Origin of the sequence: Burkholderia sp. Bp9004 (assembly GCF_003858025.1) — a bacterium.
In the GTDB taxonomy this organism is placed as follows: Bacteria; Pseudomonadota; Gammaproteobacteria; order Burkholderiales; family Burkholderiaceae; genus Burkholderia; species Burkholderia diffusa.
In genome coordinates this window covers 19168-40985 of record NZ_QTQD01000023.1, presented here as the reverse complement: position 1 = coordinate 40985, position 21818 = coordinate 19168, and the positions used below count along the sequence as shown (strand labels likewise).

At 67.9% G+C, this 21818-nt stretch carries 20 protein-coding genes and 1 pseudogene; 13 read left to right on the top strand and 8 right to left on the bottom strand.

What is annotated here, in order from left to right; all coding sequences use genetic code 11:
• Positions 1 to 32 precede the first annotated feature (32 nt).
• From araG to pyrF, 5 genes are all read left to right on the top strand, one after another.
• Complete coding sequence (gene araG, locus DIE08_RS23240) at positions 33 to 1544, top strand: L-arabinose ABC transporter ATP-binding protein AraG (protein ID WP_124624781.1); 1512 nt, start codon at positions 33 to 35, stop codon at positions 1542 to 1544.
• A 90-nt stretch (positions 1545 to 1634) separates the two neighbouring features.
• Positions 1635 to 2651 (top strand): L-arabinose ABC transporter permease AraH, encoded by a 1017-nt coding sequence (gene araH / locus DIE08_RS23235; protein WP_059465359.1) that lies wholly within the window; start codon positions 1635 to 1637, stop codon positions 2649 to 2651.
• Between the two features lie 23 nt (positions 2652 to 2674).
• Positions 2675 to 3490, top strand: coding sequence for an SDR family NAD(P)-dependent oxidoreductase (locus tag DIE08_RS23230; protein ID WP_059608211.1), 816 nt, complete (start codon positions 2675 to 2677; stop codon positions 3488 to 3490).
• Between the two features lie 74 nt (positions 3491 to 3564).
• A complete protein-coding gene (locus DIE08_RS23225; RefSeq protein ID WP_124903782.1) occupies positions 3565 to 4626 on the top strand; it encodes an aldose 1-epimerase in 1062 nt (353 codons plus the stop codon).
• A 39-nt stretch (positions 4627 to 4665) separates the two neighbouring features.
• A complete protein-coding gene (pyrF, locus tag DIE08_RS23220) occupies positions 4666 to 5493 on the top strand; it encodes an orotidine-5'-phosphate decarboxylase (RefSeq protein WP_011350899.1) in 828 nt (275 codons plus the stop codon).
• A 256-nt stretch (positions 5494 to 5749) separates the two neighbouring features.
• On the opposite strand, the gene DIE08_RS23215 is transcribed toward pyrF, so the two are convergent.
• From DIE08_RS23215 to thiL, 3 genes are read right to left on the bottom strand one after another with little or no spacing between them, the layout of a single operon-like run.
• Entirely contained in the window at positions 5750 to 6250 is a 501-nt protein-coding gene (locus DIE08_RS23215) for a CinA family protein (RefSeq protein WP_059608214.1), read from the bottom strand.
• A 38-nt stretch (positions 6251 to 6288) separates the two neighbouring features.
• Positions 6289 to 6831 carry a phosphatidylglycerophosphatase A gene (locus DIE08_RS23210; protein WP_059608215.1) on the bottom strand — a complete coding sequence of 181 codons (543 nt, stop codon included), beginning with the start codon at positions 6829 to 6831 and terminating at the stop codon, positions 6289 to 6291.
• On the bottom strand, positions 6821 to 7855 hold the full coding sequence (gene thiL, locus DIE08_RS23205; RefSeq protein ID WP_124903780.1) for a thiamine-phosphate kinase: 1035 nt from the start codon (positions 7853 to 7855) through the stop codon (positions 6821 to 6823). Before thiL ends, DIE08_RS23210 begins: the two co-directional genes overlap by 11 nt.
• 100 nt (positions 7856 to 7955) lie before the next feature.
• Here thiL and DIE08_RS23200 point away from each other — a divergent pair, with 100 nt between their 5' ends.
• The 3 genes from DIE08_RS23200 to DIE08_RS23190 all read left to right on the top strand — a co-directional run bounded on the left by DIE08_RS23200 (position 7956) and on the right by DIE08_RS23190 (position 11689).
• Positions 7956 to 10298, top strand: coding sequence for an NADP-dependent malic enzyme (locus tag DIE08_RS23200; RefSeq protein WP_269467503.1), 2343 nt, complete (start codon positions 7956 to 7958; stop codon positions 10296 to 10298).
• 379 nt (positions 10299 to 10677) lie between these two features.
• Positions 10678 to 11109: a ribonuclease gene (locus tag DIE08_RS23195; protein WP_006760307.1), complete on the top strand. Its 432-nt coding sequence runs from the start codon at positions 10678 to 10680 to the stop codon at positions 11107 to 11109.
• A gap of 16 nt (positions 11110 to 11125) precedes the next feature.
• Complete coding sequence (locus DIE08_RS23190) at positions 11126 to 11689, top strand: barstar family protein (protein ID WP_059608342.1); 564 nt, start codon at positions 11126 to 11128, stop codon at positions 11687 to 11689.
• Between the two features lie 340 nt (positions 11690 to 12029).
• Here DIE08_RS23190 and DIE08_RS23185 read toward each other — a convergent pair whose 3' ends face one another.
• From DIE08_RS23185 to speE, 3 genes are all read right to left on the bottom strand, one after another.
• Positions 12030 to 12797 (bottom strand): 16S rRNA (uracil(1498)-N(3))-methyltransferase, encoded by a 768-nt coding sequence (locus DIE08_RS23185; protein ID WP_124903778.1) that lies wholly within the window; start codon positions 12795 to 12797, stop codon positions 12030 to 12032.
• Positions 12798 to 12814: 17 nt separating this feature from the next.
• Entirely contained in the window at positions 12815 to 13231 is a 417-nt protein-coding gene (locus tag DIE08_RS23180; protein WP_124903776.1) for a glyoxalase/bleomycin resistance/extradiol dioxygenase family protein, read from the bottom strand.
• Positions 13232 to 13435: 204 nt separating this feature from the next.
• The gene (speE, locus tag DIE08_RS23175) at positions 13436 to 14293 is read right to left on the bottom strand and encodes a polyamine aminopropyltransferase (RefSeq protein ID WP_124903774.1); all 858 of its coding nucleotides are present in this window, start codon (positions 14291 to 14293) and stop codon (positions 13436 to 13438) included.
• Between the two features lie 216 nt (positions 14294 to 14509).
• Between speE and tkt the strand changes: the two genes are divergently transcribed.
• Both tkt and gap read left to right on the top strand, forming a co-directional pair.
• Positions 14510 to 16582, top strand: a complete 2073-nt coding sequence (tkt, locus tag DIE08_RS23170; RefSeq protein WP_124903772.1) for a transketolase — start codon at positions 14510 to 14512, stop codon at positions 16580 to 16582.
• 86 nt (positions 16583 to 16668) lie between these two features.
• A complete protein-coding gene (gene gap / locus DIE08_RS23165; RefSeq protein WP_006485712.1) occupies positions 16669 to 17679 on the top strand; it encodes a type I glyceraldehyde-3-phosphate dehydrogenase in 1011 nt (336 codons plus the stop codon).
• 76 nt (positions 17680 to 17755) lie between these two features.
• Here the strand turns inward: gap and DIE08_RS23160 are convergent, their stop codons facing one another.
• Positions 17756 to 18646, bottom strand: a complete 891-nt coding sequence (locus DIE08_RS23160) for a LysR family transcriptional regulator (RefSeq protein ID WP_124903770.1) — start codon at positions 18644 to 18646, stop codon at positions 17756 to 17758.
• A gap of 149 nt (positions 18647 to 18795) precedes the next feature.
• Here DIE08_RS23160 and DIE08_RS23155 point away from each other — a divergent pair, with 149 nt between their 5' ends.
• The 3 genes and pseudogenes from DIE08_RS23155 to DIE08_RS23145 form a co-directional block, all read left to right on the top strand.
• On the top strand, positions 18796 to 19569 hold the full coding sequence (locus tag DIE08_RS23155) for an SDR family NAD(P)-dependent oxidoreductase (RefSeq protein ID WP_124903768.1): 774 nt from the start codon (positions 18796 to 18798) through the stop codon (positions 19567 to 19569).
• A gap of 9 nt (positions 19570 to 19578) precedes the next feature.
• Positions 19579 to 20637: an L-idonate 5-dehydrogenase gene (locus DIE08_RS23150; RefSeq protein ID WP_124903766.1), complete on the top strand. Its 1059-nt coding sequence runs from the start codon at positions 19579 to 19581 to the stop codon at positions 20635 to 20637.
• Between the two features lie 102 nt (positions 20638 to 20739).
• A pseudogene (locus DIE08_RS23145) lies at positions 20740 to 21027 on the top strand (LysR substrate-binding domain-containing protein); the annotation flags it as partial.
• A gap of 58 nt (positions 21028 to 21085) precedes the next feature.
• Here DIE08_RS23145 and DIE08_RS23140 read toward each other — a convergent pair.
• The gene (locus DIE08_RS23140; protein WP_174919958.1) at positions 21086 to 21808 is read right to left on the bottom strand and encodes a FadR/GntR family transcriptional regulator; all 723 of its coding nucleotides are present in this window, start codon (positions 21806 to 21808) and stop codon (positions 21086 to 21088) included.
• Positions 21809 to 21818 lie beyond the last annotated feature (10 nt).

Below are 21818 nucleotides of genomic sequence, written 5' to 3'. Positions count from 1 at the left end.
GCGATCGATGGAACTGCAAGTAGGGAGACGACGTGTCAGCGGCACTGCGTTTTGACAATATCGGCAAGGTATTTCCCGGCGTGCGCGCACTCGACGGCATCTCGTTCGACGTGCACGCGGGCGAGGTGCATGGCCTGATGGGCGAGAACGGCGCGGGCAAGTCGACGCTGCTGAAGATTCTCGGCGGCGAATACCAGCCCGATGCGGGCAGCGTGCTGGTCGACGGCCAGCCCGTGCATTTTTCGAGTGCGGCCGCGTCGATCGCGGCCGGCGTTGCGGTGATTCACCAGGAACTGCAGTACGTGCCCGACCTGACGGTCGCGGAGAACCTGTTGCTCGGCCGCCTGCCGAACGCGCTCGGCTGGGTGAGGAAGGGCGAGGCGAAGCGCCATGTGCGCGAACGGCTCGCGGCGATGGGCGTCGATCTCGATCCCGACGCGAAACTCGGGCGGCTGTCGATCGCGCAGCGGCAGATGGTCGAGATCTGCAAGGCGCTGATGCGCAACGCGCGCGTGATCGCGCTCGACGAACCGACGAGCTCGCTGTCGCATCGCGAGACCGAGGTGTTGTTCAAGCTCGTCGACGACCTGCGCGCGCAGGGCCGCGCGCTGATCTACATCTCGCACCGGATGGACGAGATCTACCGGCTGTGCGATGCGTGCACGATCTTTCGCGACGGGCGCAAGATCGCGTCGCACGAATCGCTCGCCGACGTGCCGCGCGAGCGGCTGGTCGCCGAGATGGTCGGGCGCGAGATCGCGGACATTTACCACTACGCGCCGCGTGCGCTCGGCGACGTGCGGTTTTCGGCCGAAGGCGTCGACGGCCCCGCGTTGCGCGAACCGGCGAGCTTCTCGGTGCGTGCGGGCGAGATCGTCGGCTTCTTCGGGCTGGTCGGCGCGGGGCGCAGCGAACTGATGCGGCTCGTGTACGGCGCGGACCGCCGACGCGCGGGCGCGCTGACGCTCGACGGCAAGCGCATCGACGTGAAGCGCACCGGCGACGCGATCCGTCACGGCATCGTGCTGTGCCCGGAAGACCGCAAGGAGGAAGGGATCATCGCGATGGCGTCGGTCGCGGAGAACATCAACATCAGCTGCCGCCGTCATTCGCTGCGCGCGGGCCTGTTCATCGACCGCAAGACCGAAAATGAAACGGCCGACCGCTTCATCCAGCGGCTGAAGATCAAGACGCCGAACCGGCGGCAGAAGATCCGTTTCCTGTCGGGCGGCAACCAGCAGAAGGCGATCCTGTCGCGCTGGCTCGCGGAGCCCGACCTGAAGGTCGTGATCCTCGACGAGCCGACGCGCGGCATCGACGTCGGCGCGAAGCACGAGATCTACGACGTGATCTACCGGCTCGCGGAGCGCGGCTGCGCGATCGTGATGGTGTCGTCGGAACTGCCGGAAGTGCTCGGCGTGTCCGACCGCATCGTCGTGATGCGCGAAGGCCGCATCGCGGGCGAGCTGCCGCGCGAGCAGGCGAACGAGCATGCGGTGCTGAGCCTCGCGCTGCCGCAGACCAGCGTCGTCGAGGCGGCCTGACGCGGTTTCAGGTCGCCTCGGGCGACGCACGACATTCGAATCGATCAAGCGCGGCGCGGGCCGCGCGACGCAGGAGCAGGAGACACAATCATGCAAGTCAGGGAAAACCTCGCCAGCGCAGCCGTGAAGCCGTCGGCCGACGCGCTGGTTCCACAACAGAGCGACCGCCAGAAGTGGTGGCAGCACCTCACCGAATACAGCCTGATCGCGATCTTCGCGGTGATGTTCGTGACGATGTCGCTGACGGTCGATCACTTCTTCTCGATCGACAACATGCTCGGCCTCGCGCTGTCGATCTCGCAGATCGGGATGGTCGCGTGCACGATGATGTTCTGTCTGGCCTCGCGCGACTTCGACCTGTCGATCGGCTCGACCGTCGCGTTCTCGGGCGTGCTGTGCGCGATGGTGCTGAATGCGACCGACAACACGTTCGTCGCGATCGTCGCGGCGGTCGCGGCCGGGGCGGCGATCGGCTTCGTGAACGGCGCGGTGATCGCGTACCTGCGCATCAACGCGCTGATCACGACGCTCGCGACGATGGAAATCGTGCGCGGGCTCGGCTTCATCGTGTCGAAGGGGCAGGCGGTCGGCGTGTCGTCGGATACGTTCATCGCGCTCGGCGGGCTGTCGCTCTTCGGCGTATCGCTGCCGATCTGGGTCACGCTCATGTGCTTCATCGTGTTCGGCGTGCTGCTGAACCAGACCGTGTACGGCCGCAACACGCTCGCGATCGGCGGCAACCCCGAGGCGTCGCGCCTCGCGGGGATCAACGTCGAACGCACGCGCGTCTACATCTTCCTGATCCAGGGCGCGGTGACGGCGCTCGCCGGCGTGATCCTCGCATCGCGCATCACGTCGGGACAGCCGAACGCGGCGCAGGGCTTCGAGCTGAACGTGATCTCGGCGTGCGTGCTCGGCGGCGTGTCGCTGATGGGCGGCCGCGCGACGATCTCGGGCGTCGTGATCGGCGTGCTGATCATGGGCACCGTCGAGAACGTGATGAACCTGCTGAACATCGACGCGTTCTATCAGTACCTGGTGCGCGGCGCGATCCTGCTCGCGGCCGTGTTGCTCGACCAGCTGAAGAACCGCGGCGTACGCGACTGACCGATTCCACGGAGACGATTCGCATGACCATCGAAACTTCCGCGCAGGATTCGCGCGCCGCGAGCGACGCACGCTATGCGCGCTACCCGAGCCTCGAGGATCGCGCGGTGCTGATCACCGGCGGCGCGACCGGGATCGGCGCGGCGTTCGTCGAGCATTTCGCGCGGCAGGGCGCGCGCGTGGCGTTCGTCGATCTCGACGCGCACGCGGGCCAGGCGCTCGCGGAAACCCTCGCGCAGGCGCCGGACGTGCACCACGCGCCGCTGTTCATCCCGTGCGACCTGACCGACATCGACGCGCTGCGCCATGCGATCGACGCGATCCGCGCGCGCATCGGCGCGATCGCGGTGCTCGTGAACAACGCGGCGAACGACACGCGCCACGCGATCGGCGACGTGACGCCCGAGTCGTTCGACGCGGGCATCGCGGTGAATCTGCGCCATCAGTTCTTCGCCGCGCAGGCGGTGATCGACGACATGAAGCAGCGCGGCGGCGGCGCGATCATCAATCTCGGTTCGATCAGCTGGATGCTGAAGAACGGCGGCTACCCCGTCTACGTGATGGCGAAGGCGGCCGTGCAGGGCCTCACGCGTGGGCTCGCGCGCGATCTCGGCTCGTTCGGAATCCGCGTGAATTCGCTGGTGCCCGGCTGGGTGATGACCGACAAGCAGCGCAAACTCTGGCTCGACGACGCGGGCCGTGCGGCGATCAAGGCCGGCCAGTGCATCGACGCCGAGCTGCTGCCGGACGATCTCGCGCGCATGGCGCTGTTTCTCGCGGCCGACGACAGCCGGATGATCACCGCGCAGGACGTGGTGGTCGACGGCGGCTGGGCCTGATTGCCGATGTTCGAATTCGCGCGGCATCGCGCGACGACCCGTATCACTTCATCGACGAAGGAAAGGAGCTCACCATGACCGCCACGTCCTCGCGCGCATCGTCGTCCACGAGCCAGTCGCGCCGCGCGCGCCTGGCTGCCGCCGCGCAGCCCGTCAGCGCCGGCCCGCAGACCGCCGCGTTCGCGCAGGGCGTCGGCACCGCGCATGCGGCGGTCGTCACGCTGTCGAATGCGGCGCTGCGGCTCGACGTGCTGCCGCATCTGGGCGGCGGCATCGCGCGCTTCGACTGGCGCGGCGATCACGGCGCGCTGGTGCCGGTGTTCCGGCGTTGCGAGCACCCGGAAACGGCGACGGATCCGAACGTGCTCGCCTGCTATCCGCTGCTGCCGTACTCGAACCGGATCGGCAACGGCCGTTTCGAATGCGACGGGCGCAGCGTCGCGGTGCCGCGCAACCGCCGCGACGAACCATTGCCGATTCACGGCGACGGCTGGCTCGCGCCGTGGCAGGTGGATGACGCAACCGACACGACGCTGCAGCTGTCGCTCGATCGCGCGAGCGGCGCGCCGTACGCGTTTCGCGCGATCCAGTCGTTCGCGCTCGACGACACGACGCTGTCGATCGCGCTGACGATCGAAAACGCGGGGCGTGCACGGCTGCCGTTCGGGCTCGGCATGCATCCGTTCCTCGTGCGCGACGACGCGACCGAGCTGGCCGCGGCCGCGGGCGGCCTGTGGCTGTCGGGTACGGATTTCCTGCCGGTGCGGCACGTGAGCGTGCCGCCGGCCTGGCAGTTCGGCGTCGCGTATCCGCTGCCGGCGACGCTTGTCAATCACGCGTTCACCGGCTGGGGCGGCCACGCGACGGTGAGCTGGCCGCGCCGCGGGCTGTTGTTGACGATCGCGGCCGACGCCGATGCGTACGTGCTCTATACGCCGCCTGGCGAGCATTTTTTCTGCTTCGAGCCGGTCGATCATCCGATCAATGCGGTGAACCTGCCGGGCGGCGCGGCCGCGCACGGGATGACGCTGCTCGCGCCGGGCGAGCGGCTCACGCGGCGTTTCGCGTTCACCGTCGAGCGGTCCGATGCGCGCATCGACGCCGCCGCGCGCGAAGGACGCCGGCGACGCGGGTAAAATACGCGGTCTACCAACGGTTTGCCGCGAGTATCCGCCATGTCTTCCCCGCTTACTTTCATCGAATCGCTGCGCGCCGCGTGGCAGCGCACGAATTCGCTGCTGTGCGTCGGCCTCGACCCCGAGCCGTCGCGCTTTCCCGTGCAGTTCGACGGCCAGCCCGACGCGATCTTCGAATTCTGCCGGCAGATCGTCGACGCGACCGCGCAATACGCGAGTGCGTTCAAGCCGCAGATCGCGTACTTCGCCGCGCATCGCGCGGAAGATCAGCTCGAGCGCCTGATCGCGCACATCCACCTCCAGCATCCGGGGCTGCCCGTGATCCTCGACGCGAAGCGCGGCGACATCGGCAGCACGGCCGAGCAGTACGCGCGCGAGGCGTTCGAGCGCTATCGCGCGGACGCGGTCACGGTGAACCCGTACATGGGCTACGACTCGGTGGAGCCGTACTTCGAGCATGAAGGCAAGGGCGTGATCGTGCTGTGCCGCACGTCCAACCCGGGCGGGTCGGACCTGCAGTTCCTCGACACCAACGGCCGGCCGCTGTACCAGGTCGTGGCCGACCTCGCGGCGAACAAGTGGAATGCGAAGAACGGCCAGCTCGGCCTCGTGGTCGGTGCGACGTTCCCGAAGGAAATCGAGATCGTGCGCGGGATCGTCGGCGACATGCCGCTCCTGATCCCCGGCATCGGCGCACAGGGCGGCGACGTGCAGGCGACCGTCAACGCGGGCCGCACCGCCGACGGCACCGGGATGATGATCAACTCGTCGCGCGCGATCCTGTACGCGAGCAAGGGTGAGGATTTCGCCGAAGCCGCCGCGCTCGCCGCGCAGAAGACGCGCGATACGATCAACGCGCATCGCTGAAATAGCGCTGAAACGCAGGCCGCCCGCCCGGGCGGCCTTTCACCGCCGAGTCCGCATCCGCGGGCCGCGCGCCTGCTTCGCGTGTCTGCCATCCTGGTGCACGCGAACAACTTTCCCGTCGCTTGCGCACCGCATGCCTGCGCGGCAGAAGGCGCTCGGCCTGCCGGTCACGGCGGACAAGAACTGGATCGTCGTGAAGCCCGACGCAATTCAGTCGGCGGGCAGGGGCGGCCGCCCCTGCCGCTGCGCCGGCGAATCAGCCTTCGCGCTCGTCGAGCAGCTTCAGCAGCCCGCGCAGCGCATGCGCGGCCGCCTGTGCGCGGATCTGCTCGCGGTCGCCCTTGAACACGAGGGTCTCGACGTCGGTATGCAGCCGGTTGCTCCATGCGAACGACACGGTGCCGACCGGCTTCTTCTCGCTGCCGCCGGCGGGACCGGCGATGCCGGTGACGGACAGCGCGACCTGCGCGCGGCTGTTGCGCAGCGCACCTTCGGCCATCGCGCGTGCGACCGGCTCGCTGACGGCGCCGTGTTTCTCGATCAGGTCGGATGGAACGCCGATCATGTCGATCTTCGCCTGGTTCGAGTAGGTGACGAAGCCGCGCTCGAACCACTGGCTGCTGCCGGAGATGTCGGTGATCGCGGCGGCGATCATGCCGCCCGTGCAGGATTCGGCGGTGGCGAGCGACAGGTGCTCGTCACGCAGCTTGTTGCCTGCGCGGATCGCAAGCTGATGGACGACGGAATCGGTTGGCATGCGCGTCGGGAAACGGGAAACGGGAGTCGGGAAATCGGTCAGCCGACGACGGAGCGCCAGGCGGCGATCACGAGCAGCGTCATGAACGCGGCGATCAGGTCGTCGACCATGATGCCGAGCCCGCCTTTCACGCGACGGTCGAAATAGCGGATCGGCGGCGGCTTGAGCATGTCGAAGAAGCGGAACACGACGAACGCCCACAACTGGCCGATGAAGGTCGCGGGCGTGACGAACAGCATCACGAGCCAGATCGCGACGATTTCGTCCCAGACGACGGCGCCCGGATCGGACGTGCCCATCTTTCGTGCGGTGAAACCGGTGATCCACGTGCCCGCCGCGAAGCCGACCGCGATCAGCGCCCACCATTCGGGCACCGTCAGGTAGCGGTTGAGCACCACGAACGTGAGCCAGCCGAACAGCGAGCCGAACGTGCCGGGCATGAACGGCGCGAGCCCGCTGCCGAAGCCGAGCGACACGATGTGCGCCGGATGCGACAGCATGAAGCGCGCCGTGGCGCGCTGCGGCACGTTCCGGGCGGCGCCGGGCGCGGCCGCGGATTGCCCGGTCGGGTCAGTCTGCATGGAAGTGGTCGAAACCGTGCAACGTGAGAGTCAGGGGGGCGCCGGCGGCGTCGCGCCACGCGATCGCGGGCTGCTCCGACGGCGAGGACAACGCGCGTATTGTACCGACTCGCGTCACCCGGACGCCGGCGCTCGCGCCCGCTGCCTCGATCGTCGCGCGGGCCGCGGCCGGCGCGGTGAAGCACAGTTCGTAGTCGTCGCCGCCGGCGAGCATGCAGCGTCGCTGCACGTCGGGCGGCAGCGTCGCGAGCGCGGCCGAGCGCGGCACCGCGTCGGCGTCGATCTCGGCGCGCACGTTCGAGCGGGTCAGGATGTGCTGCAAGTCGCCGGCGAGGCCGTCCGAGATGTCGAGCGCCGCATGTGCGACGCCCGCGAGCGCAAGCCCGAGCGCGATGCGCGGCTCGGGACGCTCGAGCGCCTGCCGGAACACGGCGGCTTCGTCCGCGCCGGCGGTCCATTCGCCGCGCGCGAGTCCGAGCCCAGCACGGGCGTCGCCGAGCGTGCCGGACACCCAGACGTCGTCGCCGTCACGCGCGGCATCGCGCCGCAACGCCGCGTCCGGCGAGACTTCGCCGAACACGGTCACGCACAGGTTCAGCGGCCCGCTCGTCGTGTCGCCGCCGATCAGTTCGCAGCCGAACCGCTCGGCGAGCGCGAACAGCCCGTTGCTGAATGCCTCGAGCCACGCCGCGTCCGCGCGCGGCAGTGCGCACGCGAGCGTGAACGCGCGCGGCTCGGCACCCATCGCCGCGAGATCCGACAGGTTGACCGCGAGCGTCTTGTGGCCGAGCGCGTCGGGCGCGACATCGGGGAAGAAATGGCGGCCTTCGACCAGCATGTCCGTCGAAATGGCCAGCAATTTGCCGGATCGAGGGGCGATCAGCGCGCAATCGTCGCCGATGCCGAGCGTCGACGCACGCACCCCCCGGGCCGCGCGGCGCGCGAAGAAGCGATCGATCAGCGAAAACTCGGACAGGGCGGCTGGCACGGCGGACGGACCCGGAAGCGGTGAAGGGAACGGCATTGTACGCAGCGAACGGCGCCGTTCCTGCACCGTTCAGTACATTTTTGTCGCGGCTGTCGCACCCGAATCGCCGGTCTGGCGGCCTTCGATTGGCGCTACAATGCCGTCGAACAGTTATTCTAATCCGCCCGTCAAGAGACACATGTCGACCCAAGCCTCCTCCAAAGCCAAGCTCCGCGAAGCCGCACTCGACTATCACGAATTCCCGACGCCGGGGAAAATCGCGATCGCCCCGACCAAGCAGATGATCAACCAGCGCGACCTCGCGCTCGCGTATTCGCCGGGTGTCGCCTACGCGTGCGAGGAGATCGTCGAGAACCCGCTGAACGCCGCGCGCTTCACCGCGCGCAGCAACCTGGTCGGCGTCGTCACGAACGGCACCGCGGTGCTCGGGCTCGGCAACATCGGCCCGCTCGCGTCGAAGCCGGTGATGGAAGGCAAGGCCGTACTGTTCAAGAAGTTCGCCGGCATCGACGTGTTCGACATCGAGCTGAACGAGTCGGACCCGCACAAGCTGGTCGACGTGATCGCCGCGCTGGAGCCGACCTTCGGCGGGATCAACCTGGAAGACATCAAGGCGCCGGACTGCTTCATCGTCGAGCGTGAAGCGCGCAAGCGGATGAAGATCCCGGTGTTCCACGACGACCAGCACGGCACCGCGATCGTCGTGGCCGCGGCCGTCACGAACGGCCTCAAGGTCGTCGGCAAGGACATCAAGAAGGTGAAGCTCGTCGCGTCCGGCGCGGGTGCGGCCGCGCTCGCGTGCCTGGACCTGCTGGTCGACATCGGCCTGCCGCTCGAGAACATCACCGTGACCGACCTGGCCGGCGTGGTCTACAAGGGCCGCACCGAGCTGATGGATCCGGACAAGGAGCGTTTCGCCCGCGAAACGGACGCCCGCACGCTGGCCGAGGTGATCGACGGCGCGGACATCTTCCTCGGCCTGTCGGCCGCCGGCGTGCTGAAGCCGGAGATGGTGAAGGGCATGGCCGAGCGCCCGCTGATCCTCGCGCTCGCGAACCCGACGCCGGAAATCCTGCCGGAAGCGGCGCTCGAAGTGCGCCCCGACGCGATCCTCGCGACCGGCCGCACCGACTATCCGAACCAGGTCAACAACGTCCTGTGCTTCCCGTTCATCTTCCGCGGCGCGCTCGACGTCGGCGCGACGACGATCACGCGTGAAATGGAGATCGCGGCCGTCAACGCGATCGCCGAACTCGCGCAGCACGAGCAGAGCGACATCGTCGCGACCGCATACGGGATCCAGGACCTGTCGTTCGGGCCCGAATACCTGATTCCGAAGCCGTTCGATCCGCGCCTGATCGTCAAGATCGCGCCGGCCGTCGCGCAGGCCGCGATGGACGGCGGCGTCGCGACGCGCCCGATCGAGGACATGGAGGCGTACCGCGTGCACCTCCAGCAGTTCGTGTACCACAGCGGCACGACGATGAAGCCGATCTTCCAGCTCGCGCGCAGCGCGCCGGCGGAGAAGAAGCGCGTCGTGTTCGCGGAAGGCGAGGAAGAGCGCGTGCTGCGCGCCGTCCAGATCATCGTCGACGAGAAGCTCGCGACGCCGATCCTGATCGGCCGTCCGTCGGTGATCGAGCACCGTATCCAGCGCTACGGCCTGCGCCTCACGCCGGGCACCGACTTCACGGTCGTCAACACCGAACACGACGAGCGCTACCGCGACTTCTGGCAGACGTACTACAAGATGATGGCGCGCAAGGGCATCAGCGAGCAGCTGGCCCGTGTCGAGATGCGCCGCCGCACGACGCTGATCGGCTCGATGCTGGTGAAGAAGGGCGAAGCGGACGGGATGATCTGCGGCACGATCAGCACCACCCACCGCCACCTTCACTTCATCGACCAGGTGATCGGCAAGCGCCCTGGCTGCAGCGTGTACGCGGCGATGAACGGCCTCGTGCTGCCGGGCCGCCAGATCTTCCTGGTCGACACGCACGTGAACGTCGATCCGACCCCGGAGCAACTTGCCGAGATCACGATCATGGCCGCGGAAGAAGTGCGCCGGTTCGGCATCGAGCCGAAGGTCGCGCTGCTGTCGCACTCGAATTTCGGTACGAGCAACGCGCCTTCGGCGCAGAAGATGCGCGATACGCTCGCGATCCTGCAGGAACGTGCGCCGGAGTTGAAGGTCGACGGCGAAATGCACGGCGACGTCGCGCTCGACGCGGCGCTGCGCAAGGAAATCCTGCCCGAATCGACGCTGGAAGGCGATGCGAACCTGCTGATCCTGCCGAACATCGATGCCGCGAACATCGCGTACAACCTGCTGAAGACGGCCGCCGGCAACAACATCGCGATCGGGCCGATCCTGCTGGGCGCAGCCCAGCCGGTGCACGTGCTGACCGAATCGGCGACCGTTCGCCGCATCGTCAACATGGCGGCGCTGCTGGTCGCCGACGTGAACGCCGCACGCTGAGTCGGAACGAACCGCGCGGCAACGGTCGAACCGGTGCCGCGCGCCGGGCGAAATTGTAAACAAAAGCAAAAAGAGGCGTGCCCGCAAAGGGCACGCCGTCGGGCAGGGCGCAAACGCGCTTCCCGCAAGCAGCAGCAGCATCTCTCCACTCCGGGTAGCGAGCGTGGCAAGGAGGCAGGGTCTTGCCATACGAGAGATGCCGCCGGTATTTTATCTCATGTAAGATATATGTAGTCTTGTTTCGGTAAAAAATGCACGATTCCGGGCGGCGCCAGCCTTTCGATTCCCAAACGAACATTGATTCGCGCGGACAATAGCGCTACGCTAACGCCTTTGGTTGGTCGTCAACTACTTGATTTAACAGCGGGAACCCTGGTTCATGGCACGCAAGTGGCTCCGCAACGGCGCGCTCGCGTCCGTCTTCGCGATGTTCGCGATGGGTATCGTCGGTACGCCGACGGGCAGTCTGGTTTCCGCCGCTTACGCACGGCAGGCCGTTTCGGCCGACCTGGCCGTCGGCGGGGTCGATACGATCCCGACCGCCCGTCTGCCGCGCGAGGCCGTGACCACGCTTGGCCTGATCGGCGCCGGTGGCCCCTATCCGTACGAGAAAGACGGCGTCGTCTTCGGCAACCGCGAGCGGATCCTGCCGAAGGCGAAGCGCGGCTACTACCACGAGTACACGGTGCCGACGCCGCGCGCACGCAATCGCGGCGCGCGCCGGATCGTCTGCGGCGGGCCATTGCGCCGGATCGACAACTGTTATTACACGGACGACCACTACAACAGTTTTAAACGTATTGTTGAATGACTTCGGGATGAACGGCATGAGCGACTCCATCTACGCGCACGATACGGCGGCGGCGGAACTGTTCGCGGCCGGCGACGGCAATCTGTTTCAGCGCGTGATGCAACTCCACGCGGCGGCACAGGCCGGCGGCGGCCCGGAGCAACAGGAAGCCGAGCCCGGGCTTTCATCGAACGAGGAGCCTATGAGCCTTTTCACGACCGTGCGACCCAATCTCGTGCAGTCGATCCGCGCGTTCCGCGTGCAGGATCTTGCCGACGAAGCCAGCCGGCTCGGCCAGCATTTCCTGTATGCATATTGCGGCGCCGCGCAGTCGAAGCAGGAAGTGATGGAGACGATCGCGACGTCGTTCCTGTTTCCGAAGCATTTCGGGAAGAACTACGATGCGCTGTACGACTGCCTGACCGACCTCGTCGCGAAGGCCGGCGCGCAGCCCGGTTTCGTGATCGTCCTGGAAGGGCTGCCGATCGCGCAGAAATTCGACAAGGAAGGGCGCGAGACACTGCTCGACGTGTTCCGCGAAGCCGCCGAATTCTGGGCCGAGCGCAAGGTCGCGTTCCGCGTGTTCTATTCGTTCGCGTAAAGCGCGAATCTGTCGGCCGCCCGAACGCGGCCGATCCGGCAAAAGGCCCGCCTCGCGCGGGCTTTTTTGCGTCCGCGCGACGCAGGCAGGACGGAGGTGCCGGATGCGTCGCCGGTGACGCGCTCGATGACGGGCACGATCGATCTTGACGGCCTCGATGTCGACTGGGCAACCGGCAGCGTGCAACACGTGCTGACGCCGGTGCTCGACGCATTGTCCAACCTGATGCCGCACCGCTCGTCGAGCGGCAAGTCGCAGCAAGCCGCAAGATCGAAACGCGCCGCATTCAAGTGGCGACCCCGCGTGCCGGGGCGCCGCGGGTCGCGGCACGTCGGGTTCGTCACCAGCCGCCCCAGCGCGCGGCCAGCGCCGCGAGCACAGCCGCGCCGGCCGTCTCGGTGCGCAGCACGCGCGGGCCGAGCGACAATGCGGTGAACCCGTGTGCGCGTGCCGCATTTTCCTCGTCCGGCGACAGCCCGCCTTCGGGGCCTATCAGCAGCGTGACTGCCGCCGCGGGCGGTGCGTCGGGCAGCGACGCGAACGGGATGCTCGCGCGCGGCGACAGCAGCAGCCGCAGTTCGCCGTCGGACGGCGCGGCCGGCAGCGTGTCGAGCCAGGCGCCGAAGCCGCGTACCGGCGCGACGTCGGGCACGCGGTTGCGCCCGCATTGTTCGCACGACGCGCGCACGACGCCGCGCCAGTGCGCAACGCGCTTGTCCGCGCGCTCCCCCGACAGTTTCACGACGCCGCGCGCGGTCGACAGCGGCACGACCGCAGCGACGCCGAGCTCGACGGCCTTCTCGATCACCCAGTCCATCTTGTCGCCGCCGGCGATGCCTTGCGCGAGCGTCACGCGATAGGGCGGCTCGGCCTCGGACGGGTCGAACGCTTCGATCTGCGCGAGCGCGCTGCGCTTGTCGATCTCGACGAGCCGCGCGCGGTACTGGCCGCCGCTGCCGTCGAACAGTGCCAGCGCGTCGCCGGGCTGCAGCCGCAGCACTTGCGCGTGACGCGCGACGTCGGCCGGCAACGCGAGCGTCGCGTCGGTGCGCAGCGCCGCCTCGACGAAAAAGCGCGGCACGGCCGCGGTGGTGGTGGCTTCACTCATGCGTATCGCGGCTCCGTTCATGCGCTCAGGCGGCGCGCGAGCGCCCAGCGATAGCCGTCGAGATCCTCGATCTGCGCGAAGCGGTCGCCCCAGAATTGGTCTTGCGGTGCGGTCAGCGATTTCGCGCCCGCATCGAGCGCGCGCTGCCAGGTTGCGTCGACGTCGTCGACATACAGGTAAAACGACTGCGGGGCGGTTGCGCCCGCACTCTTCGGCGTGAGCGCGGTGGAGCCGAACGCGCCTTCGGGCGCGAACATCACGATCAGTTGCCCGCGGTAGGTCATCTCCACGTGCATGATCGCGCCGTCCTCGTCGAGGACGTCGCGCAACTCGAAGCCGAATGCGGCCTGGAAGAACTCGATGGCCGCATGCGCATTGCGCACGGCCAGGTAAGGCGTCAACCAAGGCACGTCGGCCGGACGTGGATCGGTCATGAAATCTCCTGTCGAACGGTGTTGGCGCTTGAGCGGTTACTCCGGTCCCATGTTTTGCAGTCCAACGGGTATTGGCGCGCGGGCGCCCGGTACGGTGCCGAGGATACGCCGGCTGCCCGCGTGCATCGTTCCGGGCCCGCGCGTCGCGGGTCGAGCGGGGGAGAAAGCGCGGCCAGCCCGCAGAACGATGCGTCCGCCCGAAGCTCAGCGGCGAGCGCCCAGTGTATCGCGCAGCGCGCGCGGCAGGGCAAAGAGGGCTGCATGGAGCCGCGCATCGTAGTAGCGCAGGCCCTGCACGCGGCGCGCGGCGAGACGCTCGTCGATGTCGTGCGCGAACAGCGCGGCCGCATCGAGCGTGTCGCTCGCGATCGCCATCAGCCATTGGGATCCGTACAGCGGCACGTGCGCGGACAACGGATCGACGACCGCGAAGCTCGCGCGCAGGTCGGCGAGCAGCGCGGCGATGCGCGCCGCGTGGAACACCGGCGAGCCGAGATGCATCGAGATCGCGCCGCACGGCGTGAGGATCCGCTTGAGTCGCGCGTAGAACTCGCGCGTATAGAGGCCGGCCGCCGGCGAATCGGGTGGCGTGAGGTCGAACACGACGAGGTCGAAATGCTCGACGGTCGACGTGACGAAACGCGCGGCGTCGCCGATCACGACCTCGACGCGCGGGTCGTCGAGCGCGCCCTGATGCACGTCGTCGAGATAGCGGCGCGCCATGCCGACCACCTCGTCGTCGAGCTCCGCGACGACGATCCGCTCGATGCACGCGTGCTTGAGCAGCTGACGCGCCGCGCCGCCATCGCCGCCGCCGAGCACGAGCGCCTTGCGCGGGCACGGATGCGCGAGCGCGGCCGGGTGCGTCATGCACTCGTGGTACACGTATTCGTCGCCGACCGACGTCATCGGCCGTCCGTCCAGCGTGAAGAGGCGGCCGAGCTGCGGGGTGTCCCAGACTTCGATGTGCTGGTGCGGCGACGCGACGTGCGCGAGCCGGCGTGCGTTCGGGAAGCCGTACGCGGCGTCGGGCGTGGGATGGAAGAGAAGGGTCGTGTTCACGGGCGGGCCGCTCGGGGCGGGCAGTTCCGACGCCTGAATTATAGGAGGCGTGCGGTTCCGCGGAAAAGCGTGCCGGAACACCGCGCGCCGACAAGGGAAATGTCAGCCCATCTGTTAAAATGACGAGCTTTGCAGCCCCGTCCGTAGGCTCCGTCCGCTTCGCGTCCGTCAGGCGCCGCACCGCGCGCCGGGAACGATTGACGCTCGAGCTTCCGGATGCCGCCGTGCCCCCGTTTCCTCGACTCGTTCTCCGGACTCGACATGACGACTTCGTCTCCCGCCTCTACCACTCTGATGGCCAACGCGATCCGTGCGCTCGCGATGGACGCCGTCCAGCAAGCGAACTCCGGCCACCCCGGCATGCCGATGGGCATGGCCGAAATCGGCGTTGCGCTCTGGTCGCGCCACCTGAAGCACAACCCGACGAACCCGCACTGGGCAGACCGCGACCGCTTCGTGCTGTCGAACGGCCATGGCTCGATGCTGCTTTACTCGCTGCTGCACCTGACCGGCTACGACCTGCCGATGGAAGAGCTGAAGAACTTCCGCCAGCTGCATTCGAAGACGCCGGGCCACCCCGAATACGGCATCACGCCGGGCGTCGAGACGACCACCGGCCCGCTCGGCCAGGGTCTCGCGAACGCGGTCGGCATGGCGCTCGGCGAAGCGCTGATGGCCGACGAGTTCAACCGTGACGGCGCGAAGATCGTCGATCACCACACGTACGTATTCCTCGGCGACGGCTGCCTGATGGAAGGCATCTCGCACGAAGCCTGCTCGCTCGCGGGCACGCTGAAGCTGAACAAGCTGGTCGCGCTGTACGACGACAACGGCATCTCGATCGACGGCGACGTCGTCAACTGGTTCCACGACGACACCCCGAAGCGTTTCGAGGCCTACGGCTGGAACGTGATCCCGAACGTGAACGGCCATGACGTCGACGCGGTCGACGCGGCGATCGCGAAGGCGAAGCTGTCGGACAAGCCGACGCTGATCTGCTGCAAGACGGTGATCGGCAAGGGCGCGGCGACCAAGGCCGGCGGCCACGACGTGCATGGCGCTGCGCTCGGCGCGGAAGAAATCGCGAAGACGCGCGAAGCGCTCGGCTGGAAGTGGGAGCCGTTCGTGATTCCGCAGGAAGTCTATGCGGCATGGGACGCGAAGGAAGCCGGCAAGCGTGCCGAGTCCGACTGGGACGCGACGTTCGCGCAATATCGCGCGAAATTCCCGGCAGAAGCCGCCGAATTCGAACGCCGGATGGCCAACAAGCTGCCGGCCGACTGGGCCGAGAAGGCCGCGGCGATCATCGCCGGCGCGAACGAGCGCGCCGAGACGGTCGCGACCCGCAAGGCATCGCAGCAGGCGATCGAAGGGCTGGCTGCCGCACTGCCGGAACTGCTCGGCGGCTCGGCCGACCTGACCGGCTCGAACCTGACCAACTGGAAGGCATCGAAGGCGGTCCGCGCGAATCCGGAAGGCGCGGGCGTCGTGCTGGGCAACCACATCAACTACGGCGTGCGCGAATTCGGCATGAGCGCCGCGATCAACGGCCTCGCGCTGCACGGCGGCCACAAGCCGTTCGGCGGCACGTTCCTGACGTTCTCCGACTACAGCCGCAACGCGCTGCGCGTCGCCGCGCTGATGAAGGTCCCGTCGATCTTCGTGTTCACGCACGATTCGATCGGCCTCGGCGAAGACGGCCCGACGCACCAGTCGATCGAGCACGTGTCGAGCCTGCGCCTGATCCCGAACCACGACGTATGGCGTCCGGCCGACACGGTCGAGACGGCCGTCGCATGGACCCACGCGGTTGCCGCGGATCGTCCGTCGAGCCTGATCTTCAGCCGCCAGAACCTCGCGTTCAACCCGCGCACGGATTCGCAGATCGCGAACATCGAGAAGGGCGGCTACGTGCTGAAGGACTGGGACGAAGAGATCGTCGCGCGCAAGATCATCCTGATCGCGACGGGCTCGGAAGTCGAACTCGCGATGAAGGCCGTCGAGCCGCTCGCGCAGCAGGGCATCGCAGCCCGCGTCGTGTCGATGCCGTCGACCAACGTGTTTGACCGCCAGGACGCCGAATACCGCGAACGCGTGCTGCCGCACGGCGTGCGCCGCGTCGCGATCGAAGCGGGCGTGACCGCGTTCTGGCACAAGTACGTCGGCCTCGAAGGCGGCGTCGTCGGGATCGACACGTTCGGCGAGTCGGCGCCGGCCGGCGTGCTGTTCAAGTACTTCGGCTTCACTGTCGAGCACGTCGTCGAGACCGCGAAGGCCGTGCTGGCCTAAAACCATTCGCGACGCGCGCTACCCCCGCGCGCGTCGCACCGTGAAGCTGCACGAAACGAATTTTTTCAGCCATCAGGAGATAGACCATGACGATTCGCGTCGCAATCAACGGCTACGGCCGTATCGGCCGCAACACGCTGCGCGCGTTTTATGAAAACGGCAAGAAGCACGATCTCGAGATCGTCGCGATCAACGACCTGGGCGATGCGAAGACCAACGCGCACCTGACCCAGTACGACACCGCGCACGGCAAGTTCCCGGGCGAAGTGTCGGTCGACGGCGACTACCTCGTCGTGAACGGCGACAAGATCCGCGTGCTGGCGAACCGCAACCCGGCCGAACTGCCGTGGGGCGAGCTGGGCGTCGACGTCGTGATGGAATGCACGGGCTTCTTCACGACGAAGGAAAAGGCGAGCGCGCACCTGAAGGGCGGCGCGAAGAAGGTGATCATCTCGGCGCCGGGCGGCAAGGACGTCGACGCGACGATCGTCTACGGCGTGAACCACGACGTGCTGAAGGCCGAGCACACCGTCATCTCGAACGCATCGTGCACGACGAACTGCCTCGCGCCGCTCGTCAAGCCGCTGAACGACAAGATCGGCCTCGAAACCGGCCTGATGACGACGATCCACGCGTACACGAACGACCAGGTGCTGACGGACGTGTACCACGAAGACCTGCGCCGCGCGCGTTCGGCCACCCACAGCCAGATCCCGACGAAGACGGGCGCTGCGTCCGCCGTCGGCCTCGTGCTGCCGGAACTGAACGGCAAGCTCGACGGCTACGCGATCCGCGTCCCGACGATCAACGTGTCGATCGTCGACCTGTCGTTCATCGCGAAGCGCGACACGACGGTCGAGGAAGTCAACGCGATCATGAAGGAAGCATCGGAAGGCGCGCTGAAGGGTATCCTCGGCTACAACGATGCGCCGCTGGTGTCGATCGACTTCAACCACAACCCGGCTTCGTCGACGTTCGACGCGACGCTGACCAAGGTGTCGGGCCGCCTCGTCAAGGTGTCGAGCTGGTACGACAACGAGTGGGGTTTCTCGAACCGCATGCTGGATACGGCAGTCGCGTTCGCGAACGCGAAGTAATCCCGCACGTTGCGCGGCCGCCGCAAGGCGGCCGGCGTGGCGAACGAGCCCGGCCCGGTTTTTCCGGCCGGGCTTTTTATTGCCCGGCGTTCGCCGTCACATGTTCGAGCGCGTCTACGAACGCGCGCTTCAGCGGGCTGTCGAGGTCGGTCCACGCGAGCCCGATGCCGGTCCGGTGCCCGGCCAGGTCGAGCGGTCGCGCGAGCACGTTCGGCGGCGACGCGCTCGCGGCTTCCGCCGGCATCAGCCCGATCCCCATCCCGGCCGCGACGAGCGCGAGCATCGTCGTGAATTCCCCGAACTCCTGCGCGATCTCGAGCGTCGTGCCCGCGCGGCTCAGCGCGAGCAGCATGTCGTCGTGAAAGCCGGGCGCGTAGCGGCGCGCGAGCACGAACGCGGGCTGTCCGCGCAACGCGGCCGGCGTGATCGTCTCGTGCGCGGCAAGCGGATGGTCGAGCGGCAGCGCGACGACGAAGCCTTCCTCGAGCACCACGCGCGTGTCGATTCCCGCGTACGCGGCCGGCAGCCGGATCATTCCGAAATCGATGCGCCGGTCGCGCAGCGCGGCGATCTGGTCGGGCGTCGGCAGATCCTTCAATTCGAGCGCGATCAGCGGATAGCGCTCGCGCATCGTGCGCAGCACGGCCGGCAACAGCGCCGGCAGCACGGACGACACGAACGCGATGCGCAGCGTGCCGATCTCGCCGCGGCTCGACAGCCGCGCCATCTGCTCCGCACGCGCGGCTTGCTGCAGCGTCGCCCGCGCCTCGGGCAGGAACACGCGTCCGGTATCACTGAGTTCGACCTTGTGGCGGTCGCGCTCGAACAGGCGTGCGCCCAGATCTTCCTCGAGCGCCTTGATCTGCATGCTCAGCGCGGACTGCACGATGAACAGGCGCTGCGCGGCGCGCCCGAAATGCAGCTCTTCAGCGAGCGTGACGAAGGCGCGCAATTGCTTGAATTCCATGGTGGGCGGGCGGCAGCGGATGGTGATCGGATTTCATGATAACCGGATCAAAAAAGACCATTGGCGCGGCCCCGGCCGAGCGCCGAAGATACGCTCATCGCGAGACCGGCCGCGACCGGCGGTCGGCTCGATGGCACGAGGAGACATGCATGGGCAACGCGCTTGACCGGTTCCGGCTGGACGGCCGCCGCGCACTGATCACGGGTTCCGGACGCGGGATCGGGCTGACACTCGCCCGCGGGCTCGCGGAAGCCGGCGCGGCGATCGTGATCAACGACCGCAATGAGGAGAAGGCCGCGACGCTCGCGCACCATTTCCGCGTGGAAGGCTTCGCGGCCGATTACGCGGTGTTCGATGTCGCCGAGCATGCGCAGGTGCGTGCGGCGATCGACGATTTCGAGGCGCGCGTCGGCGCGATCGACATCCTCGTGAACAACGCGGGCATCCAGCGCCGCGCGCCGCTCGATGCATTCGAGCCGGACGACTGGCACGCGCTGATGCGCGTGAATCTCGACGGCGTGTTCAACGTCGCGCAGGCGGTGGCGCGCCACATGATCGCGCGCGGCCGCGGCAAGATCATCAACATCTGCTCGGTGCAGAGCGAGCTTGCGCGGCCGACGATCGCACCGTATGCGGCGACGAAGGGCGCGGTGCGGATGCTGACGAAAGGGATGTGCGCCGACTGGGCGCGTCACGGCATCCAGGCGAACGGCCTCGCGCCAGGCTATTTCGAGACGGAGCTGAACCGCGCGCTGGTCGACGACGCGGCGTTCTCAGAATGGCTCTGCAAGCGCACGCCGGCCGGCCGCTGGGGACGCGTCGACGAGCTGTGCGGCGCCGCGATCTTCCTCGCATCGGCCGCATCCGATTTCGTGAACGGCCAGACGCTGTTCGTCGACGGCGGCCTGACCAGCGCCGTATAGGAGAACGTCATGCGTATGCGTTGCATGTGTCTCGTGATCCACGGTCCGAACGACCTGCGGCTCGAAGAGCAGGACGCGGGCGAGATCGGCCCGGGCCAGGTGCGCGTCGATGTCGCAATGGGCGGCATCTGCGGCTCCGACCTCCATTACTTCCGGCACGGCGGCTTCGGCGCGATCCGGCTGCAGCAGCCGATGGTGCTCGGCCATGAAGTGGCCGGCACGGTGGCGGCCGTTGCGCCGGACGTGACGTCGGTGACGGTCGGCGATCGCGTCGCGGTGAATCCGAGCCGCCCGTGCGGCGCGTGCCGCTACTGCCTGGAAGGGCTTCCGAACCAGTGTCTCGACATGCGCTTCTATGGCAGCGCGATGCGCATGCCGCACGTGCAGGGCGCATTTCGCAACGCGCTCGTGTGCGATGCCGCGCAGTGCGTGAAGGTCGCGGACCATGTGCCGCTGTCGCTCGCGGCGCTCGCCGAGCCGTTCGCGGTCGGGCTTCATGCGGTGTCGCGCGCGGGCCCGCTGATCGGCCGCCGCGTGCTCGTGTCGGGGTGCGGGCCCATCGGCGTGCTGGCGGTCGCGGCGGCGCGCGTGCATGGGGCGGCGGAGATCGTCGCGACCGACGTGGTCGATGCGCCGCTCGAGGTTGCCCGCGCGCTCGGCGCGGATCACGCGATCAACGCGTCGACGGACACCGGCTGGGTCGCGCGCTACGGTGCCGACAAGGGGACGTTCGACGTGATGATCGAGTGTTCGGGCAATGAGCGCGCATTGCGCGACGGTCTCGACGTGATGCGGCCGCGCGGCATCGTCGTGCAGCTCGGGCTCGGCGGCGATGTCAGCCTGCCGCAGAACGTCGTGGTCGCGAAGGAACTGTCGATATGCGGTTCATTCCGCTTCCATGCGGAATTCGCGCTCGCGGTGCAGCTGATCAATGCGCAGCGCGTCGACTTGCGCCCGGCCGTGACGGGCGTGTTCCCGATGCGCGACGCGAACCGCGCGTTCGAGCTGGCCGGTGACCGGCAGCGTGCGATGAAGGTGCTGATCGATTTCACGCACGAGGGGGCATGATCGCCTGCTGATGGCGCGACGGCGCGCATGCAGAAAAGGCACGCCCGCGATTTGCGGAGCGCGCCTGTTTCATTGGCCGGCGCGAAAGCGGGCGACTGCGTGACTTGCCGCGCGGTGCAGCTCACCGAATTCGGCGAGGCCTATGCGCGTCACGCGCGCGCGGCGCTACACGACGTTGCCGATCTCGCCAGCGGTTCGCTGCGACTCGCGATGATGCCGACCTTCGCGGTCTACCTGAGCGGCTCGCTGATCGACGCGTTCCATGTGGATTTCCCGAACGTTGCGCTGACGATCGACGCGATGCCGCAGGAGCGCATCGAGGCGCTGCTCGCCGACGAGCGGCTCGATGCGGGTTTCGCGCTCGCGTATCGCGATCCTTCGGGGGGATGACCGGCACGACCGGAGAATGGGCTGCCGCGGCGGCCGGGATCGCCGGCCGACGGCGGCGTCAGGTGCCCGGCGTCGGGAAGAAGATGCCCGCGCGTTGCGCGGCGTTCTCGATGTGCGTCTCGATCGCCGTACCGGCCGCGGCCGCATCGCGGGCGATCAGCGCGTCGACGATCGCGCGGTGCTCGTGCCACGTCGACAGCAGCAGCTCGCGCCGGTAGAACGGCATGCGCTGGCTTTCCTTCATGATGTCCGCGCTGCTGCGCAGCACCGACTCGATCGCCGCGTTGCCCGCGAGATGGATGATCCGCATGTGGAAGTCGAAGTCGAGCCGCGACGCTTCGTCGAGTGCGCTGTCGGTCAGCGCGACGTGCAGGTCGGCGAGGTTGTCCTCGAACCATGCGATGTCGTCGTCGGTGACGACGTGCGCGGCCATCCGCGCGGCGAATCCTTCGAGCGCATAGCGCATCTGGTACGTGTCGGGCGGCGACGACTGCTCGGCGAATTGCCACGGATGGGCAGCCGTCGCCTGGGCGCTTTCGACATACACGCCCTTGCCGGCGCGGATGCGCAGCATCCCGAGCGCCTCGAGCGTGGAGAGCGCCTCGCGCAGCGACGCGCGGCTGATCTCCAGCTCCTCGGAGAGCTGGCGCTGGGCCGGCAGCAGGCTGCCGACCGGATACACGCCTGCCTCGATCCGGTCGCGGATCGTCGCGATGGCGGCGTCGGTCACGGTGTGCGGAACGTTTTTCATGATGTGAACGATGGCCGGTCTGACCGGCATTGTAATCCGC